Raw genomic sequence first — 15,829 nt, 5'->3', positions numbered from 1 at the left:
AAGGAAGGGATGACCGTGTCCACCGACCAATCTCCGGACCGGCCCGGCAAGATGCGCAGCCGCAGAATCCGGCCGTACGCGCTGACCGGCGGCCGGACCAAGAGCAGCCAGCTGCTGCTCGTGGAGACCCTGATCTCGGTCCCGCGCTACGACCCGTCGCTGGCCGAGGCCCTGATGCCCGAATCGCGCGCCCTGTACGAGCGCGCCCGCGACCGCTCGTCGATCGCCGAGCTTTCGGTGGGACTGGATCTGCCACTCGGCGTGGTCCGGGTGCTCATCGGCGACCTCGCCACCCAGGGCGCCGTCTTCGTGCACCCGACGGCCCACGCCTACAACCACGATACGAACGTGCTCGAGAGGATCCTCGATGGACTCAAGCGCCTCCCGGTCTGACACAGGCGGAGCGGCGGAGCCTTCGGGTCGTTGGCCGCATGACTACCCAGTTCGAACCCGCCCCGGCCGGCAGGCCCCGCTTTCGGGGTGTCAGGGCGCCATTCAGGAAGGGCGTGAGTAGGTCGTGAAAGAGCGCCCTGGCGACGCGAATGCGGTCGCGGGTTCCGAATCGAACACAGATCTGCTGGCGATCTCCGCCAAGATCGTGGTCGCCGGTGGATTCGGCGTGGGCAAGACGACGTTCGTCGGCTCCGTCTCCGAGGTCCCGCCACTGAGCAACGAGGCATGGATGACCGAGGCCGGTGCCGGGGTCGACGAGCTGGTGCCGCCCGGGACCAAATCCACCACCACGGTCGCGATGGACTTCGGCCGGATCACCCTGCGTGAAGACCTGCTCCTGTACCTGTTCGGCACGCCGGGCCAGGCCCGGTTCTGGTTCCTCTGGGACGACCTCTCGCGCGGCGCGCTCGGCGCCGTCGTGCTGGTCGACACCAGCCGGATCGACCAGTCGTTCGCCGCGATCAACTACTTCGAGAACGACTCCGAACTGCCGTTCATCGTCGCGGTCAACCAGTTCGAGGGCATGCCGGTGCACGACCTCGACGAGGTCCGCGACGCGCTCGCGCTGTCCCCGGACATCCCGCTGGTCACCTGCGATGCCCGCGATCCGAAGTCCGCGGTCGCGACGTTGCGGGAACTGGTGTCGCACACGCTGTCTCTCGCGGTGGTCTCCGGGCCGGGTCGCGAATTCTTGTCAGTCGGCTAAAAGGTTCTGGGAGGAACGTCGAGGATGCGCAAGGTTCTGATCGTCGGTGCCGGGCAGTCGGGGTTGCAGCTGGCTTTGAGCCTGTTGTCCCACGACTACGACGTCACGGTGATGTCGGCGCGGACGCCGGACGAGATCCGGTCCGGCAAGGTCATGTCGACCCAGTGCATGTTCCACTCCGCCCTGCAGCACGAGCGGGACCACAAGCTGAACCTGTGGGAGGACGAGACCGTCAAGGTCGAGGGGCTCGGCGTCTCGATCGCCGGACCGGACTCCAGCCGGGTGCTGGACTGGTTCGGGCCGTTGGAGCACTACGCGCAGTCGGTGGACCAGCGGGTGAAGATGGCGGCCTGGCTGGAGCTGGTGGAGGACCGCGGCGGCAAGGTCGTCATCCACGGCGTCACCACCTCGGATCTGGCGCCGCTGGCGAAGCTGTACGACCTGGTCGTCATCGCGGCGGGCAAGGGTGAGCTGGTCCAGCTGTTCGACCGGATCCCGGAGCGGTCGCCGTACACCGAACCGCAGCGCGCGCTCTCGCTGGCGTATGTGCACGGCCTCGAGCGACGCCCCGAGCATCCGGACAAGGCGGCGGTGCGGTTCAACATCATCCCCGGCGTCGGCGAGCTGTTCATGATCCCCGCGTACACGCTGAGCGGGAACTGCGACATCCTGTTCTTCGAGGGCGTCCCCGGCGGCCCGCTCGACTGCTGGGACGACCGGCCCTCGCCGCAGCAGCATCTCGACCGGATCCTGTCGCTGATGAAGCAGTTCCTCCCGTGGGAGTACGAGCGCTCGAGGAACGCCGTGCTGACCGACGCGAAGGCGACGCTGGCGGGCGGATACACGCCGGTCGTGCGGAACGCGGTCGGCAAGCTGGACTCGGGGACCGCGGTGCTCGGCATGGCCGACGTCGTGGTGGCCAACGACCCGATCACCGGCCAGGGTTCCAACAACGCGAGCCACTGCGCGGCGTCCTATCTGGACTCGATCCTCGATCGCGGGGACAAACCGTTCGACGAGGAATGGATGGCCGCGTCGTTCGAGAAGTACTGGGAGTACGCCCAGCACGTGACGACCTGGACGAACGCGATGCTGCAGCCGCCGCCCCCGCACGTGCTCCAGATCATCGGCGCGGCGGGGGAGAAGCCCGCCGTGGCGAAGCGGTTCGCGAACGGGTTCTCCGATCCGACCGATTTCCAGCACTGGTTCCTCGATCCCGCGAAAGCGGAGAAGTACCTGGCCGAGGCCTGATTCCGGAGCCGCGACAGTCCCGCGATCGGGTTCGCGGGACTGTCGCGTTGCGCCGTTTCGGGCTACCGTGGTCACCGTGCGTGAGTACGGTCGGTGACGGCGGTGGAGGTGCGGCGCGATGCGTTCGATGTGGAAGGGCTCAGTGTCCTTCGGGCTGGTGAGCATCCCGATCCAGCTCTACGCGGCCACCGAGAACAAGAACGTCTCGCTGCGCCAGGTGCACGAGTCCGACGGCGGCCGCATCCAGTACAAGCGGTTCTGCACGATCGACGGCGAGGAAGTGCCCTACGCCGAGATCGCCAAGGGCTACGAACTACCCGACGGCGAGATGGTCGTGCTCACCGACGAGGACATGTCGGAACTGCCGCTGGCGTCTTCGCGGGCGATCGACGTGCTCGAGTTCGTGCCGCTGGAGTCCATCGACCCGATCCAGTTCGACAAGACGTACTACCTCGAACCGCAGAAGAACGCCGTCAAACCGTACGTGGTCCTGCGTGACGCGTTGCAGAAGGCGAGCCACGTCGCGGTCGCGAAGGTCGCCATCCGGCAGCGGGAGACGCTCGCGATCCTGCGGGTCCACAGCGACGTCCTGACGATGACGACGATGTTGTGGCCCGACGAGGTCCGCGTCCCGGATTTCGGGTTCCTGCACGAGGATCCGCCGCAGGTGCGGCCGCAGGAGCTGACCATGGCGGGTTCGCTGATCGACTCGCTCTCGGAGCCGGTGTTCGAGCAGGAGAAGTACGCCGATTCCTACCGCGAGGCCCTGGAGGCCATGATCGAGGCCAAGGCCGCGGGGAACGAGACCACGAAGCCGAAGGCCGTGGGTGCGAAGGCCGACGTCGTCGACCTCATGGAAGCCTTGCAGGCCAGCGTGAGCGAGGCGAAGAAGAGCAGGAAGCCTGCGACGGCCAAGAAGACCACCGCGGCGAAGAAACCCGCGTCCGGCAAGCGAACCCCGAAGAGCGCCTAGGTTCGAGGTCATAGAGTCTCGTGAGTGGTAGGCACGATCCTGACCGGCGATGTCACGTGATTGACCGGACGACACGCGTGACCTCTCGATGACCGAAATCGTCCATTGTGGACTTGTGTCCGTTGTCACCCCGCTGTCTCGCGACACGCCGCGCCGCATGTCGGGATCTGTCGTCCCTCGGTGGTAGTAAGGCAATCGAGGAGAACTTTTCCGAAGCGATCTTCGATCTGATCGCGGGAGGCGGCATGAACATGGAGTGCGCGTTCTGCGCCGGCGGACTCGACCACTGTCACGGAACCCTGGTGGTCCACCTAGACGGTGGTTTCACCGAATGCAGCGAGGACGGCTGCGTCGATTTCGATTTCGCCCGGCACACGCTGACGATCGACTGCTTCGACGTCGACGGTGGCTGCACCTGCGCCGAGGTGGAGGCCCGGCTGCTGCTTCGGGCTTCTTGACCGGCGGCCAATACACCACTCCGGCCCGATTCGGGTGATCACGACCGATTGCCACTCGAAGGTGTGGGCGTTCGTGTACATCGTGGCCGGGAATGTGTTAACTATGACGGGGTCCTCCGGCTCTCCCTCCCCCTCGGAGCCGGGGGACCCCTTCATGTCACGGTGCTTCCTTCGCGGTGTCGTGGATCGGAGCGCCGTCACAGGCGCGGACCGCATCCCAGACTCTTTCCGCATCCGCGTAATCCTGCGCGGGAAGGGCACCCAGCGGACCGAGGACGTCATCGCCCGCTCCGGCCGCCGCGGCGGCCCTCAGGAGTTCGTCGCGTCCACACGGGTAAGCCGCCTCCGTCAAGTACGGGCGAGGGTCCGTTCCTGCCATCGGCTCTGCCTCCTTCTCGTCGTCCGAGGCGGATACCCGGCGAGTGGTGAACGGAAACAGACCGGGCACCCGGCGTGAGGGGGAACGCCGGGTGCCCGGTCTGTTTCAGCGCCGGTACCGGGGGCTCGGTACCGGTTCGGTCCGGTGCTCAGTACCAGTGGGCGCGACCGCCGATGGCCTTCCCGGTGTTCCCGAGAACGGCCAGGATGATGCCGATGACCGCGAGCGCGATCCCGATCGAGTACAGAACCGGAATGCTGGCGATGACACCGACGACAATCAGGATGACGCCGAGAATGATCACGGGAACACCTTCTCCTTCGTAGTCGCCCGGCCTGACTGCTGCCGGGGTGGGGCTACTTAAGGGATTCCCGCTCCACTCCAGGAGAAACAGGTCCATCCGGCCGAAGTTTTCACGCATTCGGCCTAGTGGCCGCCCCGGGTTGGCGCCAGGCTCGGTCCGTGAAGGCCTCCTTGAGGGACCCAGAGTCCCTCAAGGAGGCCTTCACGGACTTGGTCATCACCACTCAGAAAGGCGGCGTGCCTCAGTACCGGTAGTGGTCCAGCTTGTACGGACCCTCGACGTCCACGCCGATGTACTCGGCCTGGCGCTTGGTCAGCTTCGTCAGCCGGACACCCAGCGCGTCGAGGTGCAGACGGGCCACCTTCTCGTCGAGGTGCTTCGGCAGCACATGGACGTCGGTGGCGTACTCGCCCTGCTTCGTGAACAGCTCGATCTGCGCGATCGTCTGGTTGGTGAAGGAGTTCGACATCACGAAGCTCGGGTGGCCGGTGGCGTTCCCGAGGTTCATCAGCCTGCCCTCGGACAGCACGATGATCGAGTGCTTTTCACGGTCGTCGGTCGCGGGGAAGACCCACTCGTGCACCTGCGGCTTGATCTCGATCTTCTCGATCCCGGGGATCTTCGCGAGCCCGGCCATGTCGATCTCGTTGTCGAAGTGGCCGACGTTCGCGACGATCGCGTTGTGCTTCATCTTGGCCATCTGGTCGGCCATGATGATGTCGAAGTTGCCGGTGGTGGTGATGAAGATGTCGCCGCGCTCGACGACGTCGTCGAGTTCCACGACGTCAAGGCCCTCCATCGCCGCCTGCAGCGCGCAAATCGGGTCGATCTCGGTGACGACCACGCGGGCGCCCTGGCCGCGCAGCGATTCCACCGCGCCCTTGCCGACGTCGCCGTAGCCGCAGACGACGGCGACCTTGCCCGCGATCATCACGTCGGTGCCGCGGTTGAGACCGTCGATGAGCGAGTGGCGGATGCCGTACTTGTTGTCGAACTTCGACTTCGTCACCGAGTCGTTCACGTTCATCGCCGGGAACAGCAGCTCGCCTTCCTTGGCGAGCTTGTAGAGCCGCTTGACGCCGTTGGTGGTCTCCTCGGTGACCCCGCGGACCTCCTTGGCGATGCGGGTGAACCGGCCGGTGTCGCGGCTGAGGCTCTCGCGCAGGGTCTCCAGCACGAGGTGGTACTCCTCGGGGTCTTCCTCGGCCGGCTGCGGAACGGCGCCGGCGGCCTCGAATTCGACACCCTTGTGGATCAGCATGGTCGCGTCGCCGCCGTCGTCCAGGATCATGTTCGGGAGGCGGCCGTCGCCGAAGTCGAAGAGCTGGTCGGTGCACCACCAGTACTCGGCGAGCGTCTCACCCTTCCACGCGAACACCGCCGAACCCGACGGCTTGTCGACGGTGCCCTCCCGGCCGACGACGACGGCCGCTGCGGCCTCGTCCTGCGTGGAGAAGATGTTGCACGACACCCAGCGCACCTCGGCGCCGAGCGCGACGAGCGTCTCGATCAGCACGGCGGTCTGGACGGTCATGTGCAGCGAACCCGCGACCCGCGCGCCCTTCAGTGGCTGCGAGTCGGCGTATTCGCGGCGCAGCGCCATCAAGCCGGGCATTTCGACCTCGGCGAGGCGCAGCTGCTTGCGGCCGGCCTCGGCGAGCGAGAGATCGGCGACGGCGAATTCGATCCCGTTGACCTTGGACAGGGTGGGGCTCACAGGTTCTCCAATCATCAAAGAAGGCAGGGCGGAGCGGTCCTTCTCGCCGGTGGCGGGAAGGACGGTGTCAGTGCGGGAGTTCAGCGCACGGCCTCGAAGACGAAGGCCGGAAAAGGGTTTCGACGCAAAGAAAGGCACCTCCGCAGTGGGAGGCGCCCTTACGTCTGTCGCGGCGGGCCGAGCGTGGCGGAAGGATTCCGTCGCAGCGCCTCTCGGCCCGGAACCCAGAATGGCAAAACGCCGCGAGCGCTGTCAAGGCGACGCGGGCGTGGCGAATTCGGCGCGGACGCCCAGCAGGCGGACCGGCCTGCCGAGGTCGAACATGCCGAGAACGGCCAGTGCCGCCTTCTCGATCTCGGCGGGATCCGAGGTCGGGGCGGGGAGGGTCACGCTGTGTACATGGGTGTGGAACGGTGCGAACCGGACCTTGACCGCGATCCGCGCGGCGGGCCTGCCTTCGCCGTCGACGTCCTGTGAGACGCGTTTCGCCAGTGCGACCACCTCCGCGGCCATGATCTCGGGATCGGTGAGGTTCTGCTGGAACGTCGTCTCGCGGCTGCGGGACCGCGCCACGTACGGCGTCGCGGTGACCTCGGCATCGCCGATCCCGCCGGCGAGGAGCCGGTACCACGGGCCGAGCTTCGGGCCGAACCGGGCGGCGAGGTCCGCCGGATCGGCGCCCGCGAGTTCCAGCACGGTGCGATAGCCCGCCTCGGCGAGCTTCTTCGTGGTCTTGGCGCCGATGCCCCACAGCGCGTCCGTCGGCCGCTCGGCCATGACGTCCCACCAGTTGTCCTGGACGAGACGGAAGATCCCGGCCGGTTTGGCGAAGCCGGTGGCGAGTTTGGCGCGCAGCTTGTTGTCGCCGATACCGACCGAGCAGGACAGCCCGGTCTTCTCGGCCACCTCGCGCCGGATGTCGGCGGCGAGCGCTTCGGGATCGTCCGTCGTCGCGCCGAGGAAGGCTTCGTCCCAGCCGAAAACCTCGACGATCACCGGGAATTTCCGCAGCGTCGCCATCACCTGATCGGATACTTCTTGGTAGGCGGGCGCGTCCGTCGCCAGGAAGATCGCGTCCGGACAGCGTTTCGCGGCGGTTCGCAACGGCATCCCGGACCGGATGCCGAATTCCCGCGCTTCGTACGACGCCGTCGCCACCACGGCCCGTTCGGCCGGATCACCCGTGCCGCCGACGACCACGGGTTTGCCGCGCAACTCGGGCCGCCGGGCGACCTCGACCGCGGCGATGAACTGGTCGAGGTCGACGTGAAGTACCCAGCGCACCCACTCCCGGACGGCCATGAAGCGAGCTTAGGCCGCGTCCCGCGTGTCCGCCCTAGGAGCGTTCGGCGACCTCGTCGCGCATCCGCTGCTCGTTCTCCTGCAGTTCCGGCGTGAAGTTCTCGCCGAAATCCTCGGCTTCCAGGATCTTGCGGATCTCGAGCACGATGTCACCGTGCGGGGGAGTGGGACAGCGCTTCGCCCACTCGATCGCTTCGGCGCGCGAAGGGACATCGACGATCCAGTAGCCGCCGACGAGTTCCTTCGCCTCGGTGAACGGGCCGTCGGTGACGGTGGTGCCGGCCGCGTTGATCGTGACCCGCGCGCCCTTCGAGCTCTCCTGCAGACCTTCGCCACCCACCAGCACCCCGGCGTCGAGCATGTCCTGGTTGAACTTCGCCATGGCGGTCAAAGCCTCCATCGGCGGCATCTTCCCGGCTTCGGAATCCTCGTCCGCCTTGATGATGATCATGAACCGCATGCGTCTTCCTCCCAGTGAACCGGACGTATCGCCCGGAACCCTACCGGCGAGCGGGAAGACGATCAGTCGCGGCCGAACCGGGACAGATGCACGATCACCGCGGCGGTCACGGTGATCATCCCGGTCAGCAACAGGGCGGGGCTGTTCACCACGACGCCCAGCAGCATCAGCAGACCGGCGGTGAGGTCGAGGCCCAGGAGGACGGCCAGCCGGAGCAGCGGAGGCTGGGCGGGCCTGCCGGAGCGGAGCCGAGCGGCCAGCGCCGGCTCGGTGAGCTCGAACCAGCGCTCGATCTTTTCGAGCTCTTGCCGATCGTGATGGCTCAGCATCGGGCTTCTCCTTCGGCGCGCCTCGGCCGTCGACATCCACGGAATACCCAGGGGCAGGGCCGGATATGCATCGAATTTTCCCGGATTTCGTATAACGACCTATACAGTTTGGCGACGATCGGTCTTCGCGAGTGGATTTGTTGCGCCATTAGGGGTTTGGGCACATCGAAAGATCGTCAAAGAGGAGGGGGCTCGGTAGCTTCTGAGCTTGTGGCCACGGTGGCCGCGGTTGCTCAATCTGGGAGGACACGAGCGATGACCATTCCCACCGAACCGATCGGCAGTATTCCCCGTCCGGCCTACCTCATCGAAGCGTTCGGTGAGCACGCGGCGGGACGACTCGACGCCGACGGGCTCGGCGAGTTGCAGGAAAAGGCCCTCCTGGACACCGTCAGGCGACTGGAGGAGACCGGTTCCCCGGTCATCACCGACGGAGAGCAGGGCAAGCCGAGTTTCGCCACGTATCCCTTGGCAGGCCTCACTTCGCTGGCTCCGGACGGCGTTGTCATCCCCTTCGCCGACGGGCACACCCGGCAGCTTCCGCGGCTCACCGCCGGACCGTTCCGATATCAGACCTACGCCGACTCCTATCTGCGCGAGGTCAAGAAACACGCGACCAGGCCGGTGAAGCAGGCGGTGATCGCGGCTTCGGCGGTCAGTCTCGTCTATCCCGGTGAGGAATTGGCCGGATATGGCCGAGATCAGTTCATCGGCGACCTGGCGAACGAAGCCGAAACCGATATCCGCCGCAGCCTCGACGCGGGTGCCGACAGTGTTCAGATCGACTTCACCGAAGGCCGGTTGTCGCTGAAGCTCGACCCTTCCGGCGGGCTCTTGCAGTCCTTTGTGGACCTGAACAACGCCGTGCTGGAACGTTTCTCCGCAGAGGAGCGGAAGAAGATCGGTGTGCACACCTGCCCAGGTGGAGACCAGGACTCGGCGCACAGCCTCGACGTCGACTACGCCGGGTTGCTCCCGACGCTGTTCCAGCTGAAGGTGGGCAACGTCTACGTCCAGCTGGCGAGTGAGGCGGAACCCGAGCGGGCGCTGAAGGTGATCGCCGAGCACTCCCGGCCGGAGCAGCGGATCTTCGTCGGCGTGACCGATCCGATCGATCCGCGCGTCGAAACCGCCGAGGAGGTCCGGGACCGGGTTCTCCAGGCCGCGGGGTACATCTCGCCGGACCGCCTGGGCACCTGTGACGACTGTGGGTTTTCGCCGTTCGCCGACGACACCTCGACGTCGCGGGACACCGCGTTCGCCAAGATCGCCGCCCGCGTCGAAGGCACGCGTCTCGCCGCCGAATCCCTCTGACGTCGTGTGGATGGGCGCCTTCGTCAGTTCTGGACCGCGACCCGGATCCCGAGTCCGACCAGGAAGGTGCCCATCACCGCGTCCATCGTCCGCCGCACCCGGCCGGAGCTGAAGAACCTCCGCAGCGAACCGACCAGTGTCGCCAGCACGAACGTCCACACGACGGCCACGGTGGTGGCCAGCACGGCCAGCTGCAGGGTCTGTGCGGTCGAGGCCGAATGCGGGAGGAACTGGGGGATGAGCGCGAGGAAGAACATCGCGACCTTCGGGTTGAACAGGTTGGTGAGCAGTCCCTGCCGGAACGCCTCCTTGGGCACGACGACGGGCGCCACCCTGTCCTTGAGCTCGCTGTAGTCGCCGCGGCGCACCGCCAGCCACGCCTTGACACCGAGGAAGATCAGGTACCCGGCGCCGATCAGTTTCACCACGGTGAAGGCGATCGCCGACGCGGTGAGGATCGCCGCGACCCCGAGCGCGATCGCGACCACCCAGACGAAGACGCCGAGCGCGATGCCGAGTCCGGCGGCGATCCCGGCCTTGCGCCCGCCGAGGATCGCGCTGCGGGTCACCACCAGGAAATCCGGGCCCGGTGCCATCGCGCCGAGCAGGCAGATCAAGACGAACGAGAGTGCGGTTGCCCCGGGGATCATCTTCCGATGCTATCCGGATCGTCGATGTCCCTGGCCATCACGGCGCCCGCGAGGTCGACGCCGTCGGGCGTCGTCACCGTCACCCGTTCGACTTCGGTGAAGCCGAATGACAGGTACAGCGGGACACCGGGCAGGGTCGCCGTCAAGGTCAGCGAGGTGAATCGCTCGGCCTTCGCCGCGAGACGACAGGACTCGAGGATCGCGCGTCCGAGCCCACGCCGGGTCCAGTCACCGCGGACGAACATCGCACGTACCCGCGCGGGTTCGGTGGCGGGATCGAGCGGACGGTCGTCGTCCGCCGCGTCGCCGGCACCGGCGTGCGTCTTGTTGCGCCTGCTCCAGCCTCCGCAGGCGACGATCTCGCCGCCCGCCTCGTGCACGAAGTACGTGCCGTCCTCGAGCAACCGCGGATCGAGGCGCGCGACGTGCTCGGCCGCGCTCGCCGTCTGCCGCTCGTCGTAGAACCGGGGGAACAACTCCAGCACCGAGGCCCGCATCAGCGCCGCGATCGCGGGCGCGTCGGCGAGGGTGGCCGTCCGCTGGGGCGGCGTGTCCGTCGTCATGTCGCGGAAGATAACGAACGACGACGGCTCCGCCTATCGGATAATCCCGTGGTGATCACCGATGACGGCGTTGAGCTGTGGACCTCGGCGACCGGCCGGGGCGAACCGATCCTGTGTTGCCACGGCGGCCCCGGCCTGTGGGACATGTTCGGCACACTGGATCTCGGTCCGCGGTTCCGGCTGATCCGCTGGGATCAGCGCGGTGCCGGACGCTCGGAACCGCGCGGCCCGTACACACTCGATCGGATGGTCGCCGACGTCGACGCCGTCCGGGAGTGGCACGGCCTCGACCGGGTCCCGGTGCTCGGTCATTCGTGGGGCGCGCATCTCGGTCTCCTCTACGCGCTCGCGCATCCGGAGCGGGTGAGCGCGGTCGTTTACGTGTCGGGCGTCGGCCTCGGTCACGAATGGCACGCGGAGTTTCAGCGGAAGATGGGTAAGCGGCCACGCGGGAAGGGCCGCGAAAGCGCGGTGCGGCAATGGACGGCTGATTTCGTGACCGACGGCGAGCGCCATGCCGAAGCGATGGCGACTCCTTGGTTCCCGGTCAACTACGAGGCGAACGCGGCGCTCAGCGAGGAGATGCGGACGGTGCCGGAAGCGAAGCTCGTCTCGGCATGCCGGTCGCTTCGGGTGCCGGCACTGATCGTGGACGGGATGGCGGACAACCGGCCCCGCTGGGCCGTCGACTCGCTGGAAGAAGCCCTGCCGTCGGTGACACGGGTGCGGTTCGAGGGTGTCGGGCACGTGCCGTGGCTGGAGGCACCGGACGCGTTCCGGGCCGCTGTGACCGGCTTCCTGGGGCGTCCTGAAGTGTCATGAAAGGGTCGTTCAGGACGAAAAACGTCCTGAACGACCCTTTCATGACATCCGGGATGGGGCCTGTCGGACGACGTGCGGTCAGGCCTTGGTGATCGGCTGCTGCAACTCGGTGACCCACTTGTCCCCGTCGGCCGGGCAATCGAGATAGAACTCCCGTGCCGGGCCGCTCGCGCGGTAGCCGTGCGCGTCGACCCATTTCGCCAGCGCCTGGTAACTGGAGAGCACCGTCTCCATCGAGCCACGGTGCAGGATCGTCGCCGCGCTTTCCACTTCGGCGAGGCTCACCGTCGAGAATCCTTCGGTGCCGTCGGTTTCGGCCGAGATGGGGACGGCGGCGTGGATCAGCACGCGTTCGCCGTCGGCGTCGTCCTCGTAGTAGGCGATGAGCGGTCCCGACTGCGTGATCGGGCCGAGCGCTCCGAACAGCTCTTCGTACAACCGCTTGACGACGGGGCCGATCTCTTCGTTCACGTATCCGCTCGCCGTCCCGGTCAGCTCGGCGACGCGCACCGCGGCAAGGCTTTTGACGACGACGTCTTCGGAAGGCATGGTTCCCTCGTTTTCGATCGATCGGAGCCGCGCTTCGATGGCCTTGAGCCGCGTCTCGTCGGCCTCGATGGCCGCTTCGAGTTCGGCGCGGCGCAGCCGCAGCATCCCGCGCAATTCGTCCGCGCTGATCTCCGCGTCGAGGATTTCCTGCACCTTGGTGAGGGTGAAGCCGAGATCCTTGAGCGCGATCACCCGGTTGAGCCGGGTCAGCTGGTCGCCGGTGTAGGACCGGTAGCCGCTGAACGGGTCGACGTGGGCGGGGCGCAGCAGCCCGATGGCGTCGTAGTGACGCAGCATCCGGACAGTCACCCGGCCGTGCTTGGCGAAGTCTCCGATACTGAACATGACGCCTCCCACCAGACAGCCTGACACGGTGTCAGGGTCAATGAGTCACCGCACGAGCCGGAAGAACGATCGCACCTCGTCGGTGAACAGGCCGGGTTGTTCGAAGGCCGCGAAGTGGCCTCCGCGATCGAGTTCGTTCCAGTACCGGATGTCGGTGAACCGGCGTTCCGCCCAGCGGCGGGACGGGCGCGGGGTCTCACGCGGGAAGATCGAACAGCCGGTCGGCACCGTGATCGTGTCCACAGTGGACTCGGCGAACCAGCTCGACACCTCGGCGAAACTCTCCCAGTACAGCCGGGCGGACGAAGCGCCGGTGCCGGTGAGCCAGTAGAGCGTGATGTCGTCGAGCATCGCGTCCCGGGTCAGCGCGTTCTCCGGATGGCCGCCGCAATCAGTCCACGCCTGGAACTTCTCGACGATCCACGCGCACAGCGCGACCGGCGAGTCCGCCAGCGCGTAGCCGATCGTCTGCGGCCTCGTCGCCTGCTGGATCGCGTAACCCGAGCCGTCCGCCTTGGCCCTTTCGAGATCTTCGAGCGACTTCCGCTCGGACTCGGTCAGGTCGTCGAACGTCGCCGGGTCCGGCGCGGCCAGCGGTGGGTTGAGGTGGATCCCGGCCAGTCGCTCAGGCGCGGTTCGCCCCATGAGCGTGGTGACGCTGGTGCCCCAATCGCCGCCTTGGGCGCCGTAGCGTTCGTAGCCGAGGCCGTCCATGAGGCGGATCCACGCGTCGGCGATGCGTTGGATCGACCAGCCGGCCCGCGCGGGCTTGTCGCTGAAGCCGTACCCGGGCAAGGACGGGACGACGACGTGGAAGGCGTCCGCCGGGTCACCGCCGTGGGCGACCGGATCGGTGAGCGGACCGAGTACGTCGAGGAACTCGAAGACCGAACCGGGCCAGCCATGGGTGAGGATCAGCGGCAGCGCGCCGGGATGCGGGGAGCGGGCGTGCAGGTAGTGGATGCCGAGCCCGTCGATCTCGGTCCTGAACTGGGGGATCGCGTTGAGCCGGGACTCCGCGGCGCGCCAGTCGTAGTGCTCGGCCCAGTACGAGCACAGTTCGCGCAGGTAGGCGGCGGGAACGCCCTGTGACCAGTCGTCGACGGTCTCGTCGTCGGGCCAGCGGGTACGGCGGAGCCGATCTCGGAGGTCTTCGAGATCGGCCTCCGGGATCCGGACTTGGAACGGCGTGCTGTCCATGCCGGCTGACGCTAACGAGGGGGTCCGACAATTCGTGGACTTCCGGCGGCCCGAGTGCCGCAACCTTTCGGGTTAGAACCCGAATCGTGTTTCAGGTACCTACGGCGGGCGGCGGGTCGGGATCGCAGGTCCTTGAAGGGCTCCTTCCCTACAGCGACCGCGCGTGAAGGCCCCCTTCCCTCGGCTGAGCCGAGGAAACTCGACCTTCACGCCTTCCCGAGTACATGAAGGACCCCTTCCTTCGCGCTCCCTGCGCTGCCCGTTGACCGAGGACAGGTCAGCGGTCTATTCTCGATATACGAAAGAAAGTTTCCGCATAGCGAAATTGCAGAGGTTTCGATGGCTGATCTTGCCGGTTCGCGTCATGCGCTGCCGTACGTGCTGAACCTGTCGCTGGTCTTCACCGAGTTGCCGCTGCTCGACCGTGCGGAGGCAGCGCGCGCGGCGGGCTTCACCGCGGTCGAGTACTGGTGGCCCTTCGAGTCGGCGGTGCCGGACGCCGCCGAGGTCGACGCGTTCGTGGCGTCGGTCGAGCGGGCGGGCGTCGCGGTGACCGGGCTGAACTTCTTCCCCGGTGACATGGCGGGCGGCGATCGCGGCCTGGTCACCTGGACCGGGCGCGAGGACGAGTTCGCGCACAGTGTCGCCTCGGCGATCGACCTCGGTGAGCGGCTCGGCTGTCGCCGGTTCAACGCGCTTTACGGCAACCGGATCGACGGCGCGGACCCGGCCGCGCAGGACAAGCTCGGCCTGTCGAATCTGGCGCTCGCGTCGGACGCGGCCGCGCGGATCGACGCGGAGATCGTCCTGGAACCGTTGTCGGGGGCGGAGAAGTACCCGCTCAAGACCGCGGACGACGTGCTGAAGGTGCTCGACGAACTCGGGCGGGACAACGTGAAGCTGCTGGCCGACCTGTACCACCTGGCGGTCAACGGTGACGACCTCGACACGGTCACGACCGTCCACACCGGACGGATCGGCCATGTGCAGATCGCCGATGCCCCAGGGCGGCACCAGCCGGGGACCGGAACGCTGGACATCGAGGGATACCTGGAAAAGCTGCAGACGGCGGGCTACTGCGGGCAGGTCGGCGTGGAGTACAAACCCGACGGGCCGAGCGCGGATTCGCTGTCGTGGCTGCCTTTCGAACGAAGGGGACTGGCATGACCAAGCTGGGATTCATCGGCCTGGGGATCATGGGCGGGCCGATGGCTGGACATCTCGTCGCCGCCGGCCACGAGGTGAGCGGATTCGACACGAACGCCGACGCGCTCGCGAGGCTGGAAGCCGCGGGCGGCCGGGCCGCGAACGGGGTCACGGACGCCGTGTCCGGCGCGGAAGTCGTCATCACCATGCTGCCGAACCACCCGCAGGTCGAGGCTGTCGCGCTGGCGGCGGGAGGGGTGCTGGAATCGGCGAAGCCGGGCACCTTGCTGATCGACATGAGCACGATCCGGCCGGAGACCTCCATCGAGGTGGCCGAGCGGGCGGGCGAACGGGAGATCCGCGTGCTGGACGCACCCGTTTCCGGTGGCCAAGCGGGCGCCGAACAGGCCGCACTGTCCATTATGGTCGGTGGCGAGGACGCGGACTTCTCCGCCGCGCTCCCGATCCTGGAGTCGGTCGGCAAGACGATCGTCCATGTCGGACCGCACGGCGCGGGCCAGGTCGTCAAGGCGGCGAACCAGCTGGTGGTCGGCGGGACGTACGGACTGATCGCCGAGGCGATCGTGCTGCTCGAGGCCTCTGGTGTGGACGCCGGCGTCGGGCTGGACGTCCTCGCGGGCGGGCTGGCGGGCAGCCGGATCCTCGAACTCAAGCGGAAGTCCATGGTGGCGCGGGAATTCACGCCGGGCTTCCGGATCGACCTGCACCACAAGGACATGGGCATCGCGCTCGCCGCCGCCAGGCAGGCCGAGGTCGCGTTGCCGCTCACCGGGCTGGTCGCCCAGCTCGTCGCCGCCGGACGGGCGATGGGGCACGGCTCGCTCGATCACTCCGCCCTGCTCAAGGTCGTCGAAACGCTGTCCGGCGCGGAAAACAAGGAGTGACGC

At 67.2% G+C, this 15,829-nt stretch carries 19 protein-coding genes; 9 read left to right on the top strand and 10 right to left on the bottom strand.

Annotated elements, in window-relative coordinates; genetic code table 11:
* Positions 1-9: 9 nt before the first annotated feature.
* The 5 genes from ACIHAO_RS27675 to ACIHAO_RS27655 all read left to right on the top strand — a co-directional run bounded on the left by ACIHAO_RS27675 (position 10) and on the right by ACIHAO_RS27655 (position 3,841).
* Positions 10-393 carry a DUF742 domain-containing protein gene (locus ACIHAO_RS27675; protein WP_396562579.1) on the top strand — a complete coding sequence of 128 codons (384 nt, stop codon included), beginning with the start codon at positions 10-12 and terminating at the stop codon, positions 391-393.
* A gap of 124 nt (positions 394-517) precedes the next feature.
* A complete protein-coding gene (locus ACIHAO_RS27670) occupies positions 518-1,159 on the top strand; it encodes a GTP-binding protein (RefSeq protein WP_396562577.1) in 642 nt (213 codons plus the stop codon).
* A 24-nt stretch (positions 1,160-1,183) separates the two neighbouring features.
* Entirely contained in the window at positions 1,184-2,410 is a 1,227-nt protein-coding gene (locus ACIHAO_RS27665) for a styrene monooxygenase/indole monooxygenase family protein (protein ID WP_396562575.1), read from the top strand.
* Positions 2,411-2,528: 118 nt separating this feature from the next.
* Positions 2,529-3,383, top strand: a complete 855-nt coding sequence (locus ACIHAO_RS27660) for a Ku protein (RefSeq protein ID WP_396562574.1) — start codon at positions 2,529-2,531, stop codon at positions 3,381-3,383.
* A gap of 245 nt (positions 3,384-3,628) precedes the next feature.
* Positions 3,629-3,841, top strand: a complete 213-nt coding sequence (locus ACIHAO_RS27655; RefSeq protein WP_396562573.1) for a hypothetical protein — start codon at positions 3,629-3,631, stop codon at positions 3,839-3,841.
* A gap of 157 nt (positions 3,842-3,998) precedes the next feature.
* Here ACIHAO_RS27655 and ACIHAO_RS27650 read toward each other — a convergent pair whose 3' ends face one another.
* The 6 genes from ACIHAO_RS27650 to ACIHAO_RS27625 all read right to left on the bottom strand — a co-directional run bounded on the left by ACIHAO_RS27650 (position 3,999) and on the right by ACIHAO_RS27625 (position 8,332).
* A complete protein-coding gene (locus tag ACIHAO_RS27650; RefSeq protein WP_396562571.1) occupies positions 3,999-4,220 on the bottom strand; it encodes a DUF2795 domain-containing protein in 222 nt (73 codons plus the stop codon).
* 148 nt (positions 4,221-4,368) lie between these two features.
* Positions 4,369-4,641 carry a hypothetical protein gene (locus ACIHAO_RS27645; RefSeq protein WP_396562569.1) on the bottom strand — a complete coding sequence of 91 codons (273 nt, stop codon included), beginning with the start codon at positions 4,639-4,641 and terminating at the stop codon, positions 4,369-4,371.
* Positions 4,642-4,765: 124 nt separating this feature from the next.
* Positions 4,766-6,241, bottom strand: coding sequence for an adenosylhomocysteinase (ahcY, locus tag ACIHAO_RS27640; protein ID WP_396562567.1), 1,476 nt, complete (start codon positions 6,239-6,241; stop codon positions 4,766-4,768).
* A gap of 252 nt (positions 6,242-6,493) precedes the next feature.
* A complete protein-coding gene (locus tag ACIHAO_RS27635) occupies positions 6,494-7,543 on the bottom strand; it encodes a DNA polymerase IV (protein ID WP_396562565.1) in 1,050 nt (349 codons plus the stop codon).
* 34 nt (positions 7,544-7,577) lie between these two features.
* Complete coding sequence (locus ACIHAO_RS27630; protein WP_396562563.1) at positions 7,578-8,003, bottom strand: YciI family protein; 426 nt, start codon at positions 8,001-8,003, stop codon at positions 7,578-7,580.
* A gap of 62 nt (positions 8,004-8,065) precedes the next feature.
* A complete protein-coding gene (locus ACIHAO_RS27625) occupies positions 8,066-8,332 on the bottom strand; it encodes a DUF3040 domain-containing protein (RefSeq protein ID WP_396562561.1) in 267 nt (88 codons plus the stop codon).
* Positions 8,333-8,587: 255 nt separating this feature from the next.
* On the opposite strand from ACIHAO_RS27625, the gene ACIHAO_RS27620 reads away from it, so the two are divergent.
* On the top strand, positions 8,588-9,646 hold the full coding sequence (locus tag ACIHAO_RS27620; RefSeq protein ID WP_396562559.1) for a cobalamin-independent methionine synthase II family protein: 1,059 nt from the start codon (positions 8,588-8,590) through the stop codon (positions 9,644-9,646).
* A gap of 23 nt (positions 9,647-9,669) precedes the next feature.
* Here the strand turns inward: ACIHAO_RS27620 and ACIHAO_RS27615 are convergent, their stop codons facing one another.
* Positions 9,670-10,296 (bottom strand): LysE family translocator, encoded by a 627-nt coding sequence (locus ACIHAO_RS27615; RefSeq protein WP_125796852.1) that lies wholly within the window; start codon positions 10,294-10,296, stop codon positions 9,670-9,672.
* Positions 10,293-10,859 (bottom strand): GNAT family N-acetyltransferase, encoded by a 567-nt coding sequence (locus ACIHAO_RS27610; protein WP_396562556.1) that lies wholly within the window; start codon positions 10,857-10,859, stop codon positions 10,293-10,295. The genes ACIHAO_RS27615 and ACIHAO_RS27610 overlap by 4 nt, the downstream gene beginning before the upstream one ends.
* A gap of 51 nt (positions 10,860-10,910) precedes the next feature.
* On the opposite strand from ACIHAO_RS27610, the gene ACIHAO_RS27605 reads away from it, so the two are divergent.
* Entirely contained in the window at positions 10,911-11,681 is a 771-nt protein-coding gene (locus tag ACIHAO_RS27605) for an alpha/beta fold hydrolase (RefSeq protein WP_396562554.1), read from the top strand.
* A gap of 78 nt (positions 11,682-11,759) precedes the next feature.
* Here the strand turns inward: ACIHAO_RS27605 and ACIHAO_RS27600 are convergent, their stop codons facing one another.
* Together ACIHAO_RS27600 and ACIHAO_RS27595 are read right to left on the bottom strand one after the other, a co-directional pair.
* Positions 11,760-12,575: a MerR family transcriptional regulator gene (locus ACIHAO_RS27600; RefSeq protein WP_396562552.1), complete on the bottom strand. Its 816-nt coding sequence runs from the start codon at positions 12,573-12,575 to the stop codon at positions 11,760-11,762.
* Positions 12,576-12,620: 45 nt separating this feature from the next.
* Positions 12,621-13,775 (bottom strand): epoxide hydrolase family protein, encoded by a 1,155-nt coding sequence (locus tag ACIHAO_RS27595; protein ID WP_396562550.1) that lies wholly within the window; start codon positions 13,773-13,775, stop codon positions 12,621-12,623.
* Between the two features lie 339 nt (positions 13,776-14,114).
* Between ACIHAO_RS27595 and ACIHAO_RS27590 the strand changes: the two genes are divergently transcribed.
* Positions 14,115-14,942, top strand: a complete 828-nt coding sequence (locus tag ACIHAO_RS27590; protein WP_396562548.1) for a hydroxypyruvate isomerase family protein — start codon at positions 14,115-14,117, stop codon at positions 14,940-14,942.
* On the top strand, positions 14,939-15,826 hold the full coding sequence (locus tag ACIHAO_RS27585) for a 2-hydroxy-3-oxopropionate reductase (protein ID WP_396562546.1): 888 nt from the start codon (positions 14,939-14,941) through the stop codon (positions 15,824-15,826). The genes ACIHAO_RS27590 and ACIHAO_RS27585 overlap by 4 nt, the downstream gene beginning before the upstream one ends.
* Positions 15,827-15,829 lie beyond the last annotated feature (3 nt).

Source organism: Amycolatopsis sp. NPDC052450, assembly GCF_044547565.1.
GTDB lineage: Bacteria > Actinomycetota > Actinomycetes > Mycobacteriales > Pseudonocardiaceae > Amycolatopsis.
Note: the sequence above shows the minus strand (reverse complement) of the source record. Positions and strands in the feature narration are given on the sequence as shown.

What these genes read in the sequence shown, in the direction of transcription:
- ACIHAO_RS27660 (WP_396562574.1), top strand. Translation starts at nt 2,529, where the DNA reads ATGCGTTCGATGTGGAAGGGCTCAGTGTCCTTCGGGCTGGTGAGCATC.
- ACIHAO_RS27635 (WP_396562565.1), bottom strand. Translation starts at nt 7,543, where the DNA reads ATGGCCGTCCGGGAGTGGGTGCGCTGGGTACTTCACGTCGACCTCGAC.
- ACIHAO_RS27665 (WP_396562575.1), top strand. Translation starts at nt 1,184, where the DNA reads ATGCGCAAGGTTCTGATCGTCGGTGCCGGGCAGTCGGGGTTGCAGCTG.
- ACIHAO_RS27645 (WP_396562569.1), bottom strand. Translation starts at nt 4,641, where the DNA reads ATGCGTGAAAACTTCGGCCGGATGGACCTGTTTCTCCTGGAGTGGAGC.
- ACIHAO_RS27675 (WP_396562579.1), top strand. Translation starts at nt 10, where the DNA reads ATGACCGTGTCCACCGACCAATCTCCGGACCGGCCCGGCAAGATGCGC.
- ACIHAO_RS27625 (WP_396562561.1), bottom strand. Translation starts at nt 8,332, where the DNA reads ATGCTGAGCCATCACGATCGGCAAGAGCTCGAAAAGATCGAGCGCTGG.
- ACIHAO_RS27620 (WP_396562559.1), top strand. Translation starts at nt 8,588, where the DNA reads ATGACCATTCCCACCGAACCGATCGGCAGTATTCCCCGTCCGGCCTAC.
- ACIHAO_RS27585 (WP_396562546.1), top strand. Translation starts at nt 14,939, where the DNA reads ATGACCAAGCTGGGATTCATCGGCCTGGGGATCATGGGCGGGCCGATG.
- ACIHAO_RS27610 (WP_396562556.1), bottom strand. Translation starts at nt 10,859, where the DNA reads ATGACGACGGACACGCCGCCCCAGCGGACGGCCACCCTCGCCGACGCG.
- ACIHAO_RS27600 (WP_396562552.1), bottom strand. Translation starts at nt 12,575, where the DNA reads ATGTTCAGTATCGGAGACTTCGCCAAGCACGGCCGGGTGACTGTCCGG.
- ACIHAO_RS27615 (WP_125796852.1), bottom strand. Translation starts at nt 10,296, where the DNA reads ATGATCCCCGGGGCAACCGCACTCTCGTTCGTCTTGATCTGCCTGCTC.
- ACIHAO_RS27595 (WP_396562550.1), bottom strand. Translation starts at nt 13,775, where the DNA reads ATGGACAGCACGCCGTTCCAAGTCCGGATCCCGGAGGCCGATCTCGAA.
- ACIHAO_RS27655 (WP_396562573.1), top strand. Translation starts at nt 3,629, where the DNA reads ATGAACATGGAGTGCGCGTTCTGCGCCGGCGGACTCGACCACTGTCAC.
- ACIHAO_RS27590 (WP_396562548.1), top strand. Translation starts at nt 14,115, where the DNA reads ATGGCTGATCTTGCCGGTTCGCGTCATGCGCTGCCGTACGTGCTGAAC.
- ACIHAO_RS27630 (WP_396562563.1), bottom strand. Translation starts at nt 8,003, where the DNA reads ATGCGGTTCATGATCATCATCAAGGCGGACGAGGATTCCGAAGCCGGG.
- ACIHAO_RS27650 (WP_396562571.1), bottom strand. Translation starts at nt 4,220, where the DNA reads ATGGCAGGAACGGACCCTCGCCCGTACTTGACGGAGGCGGCTTACCCG.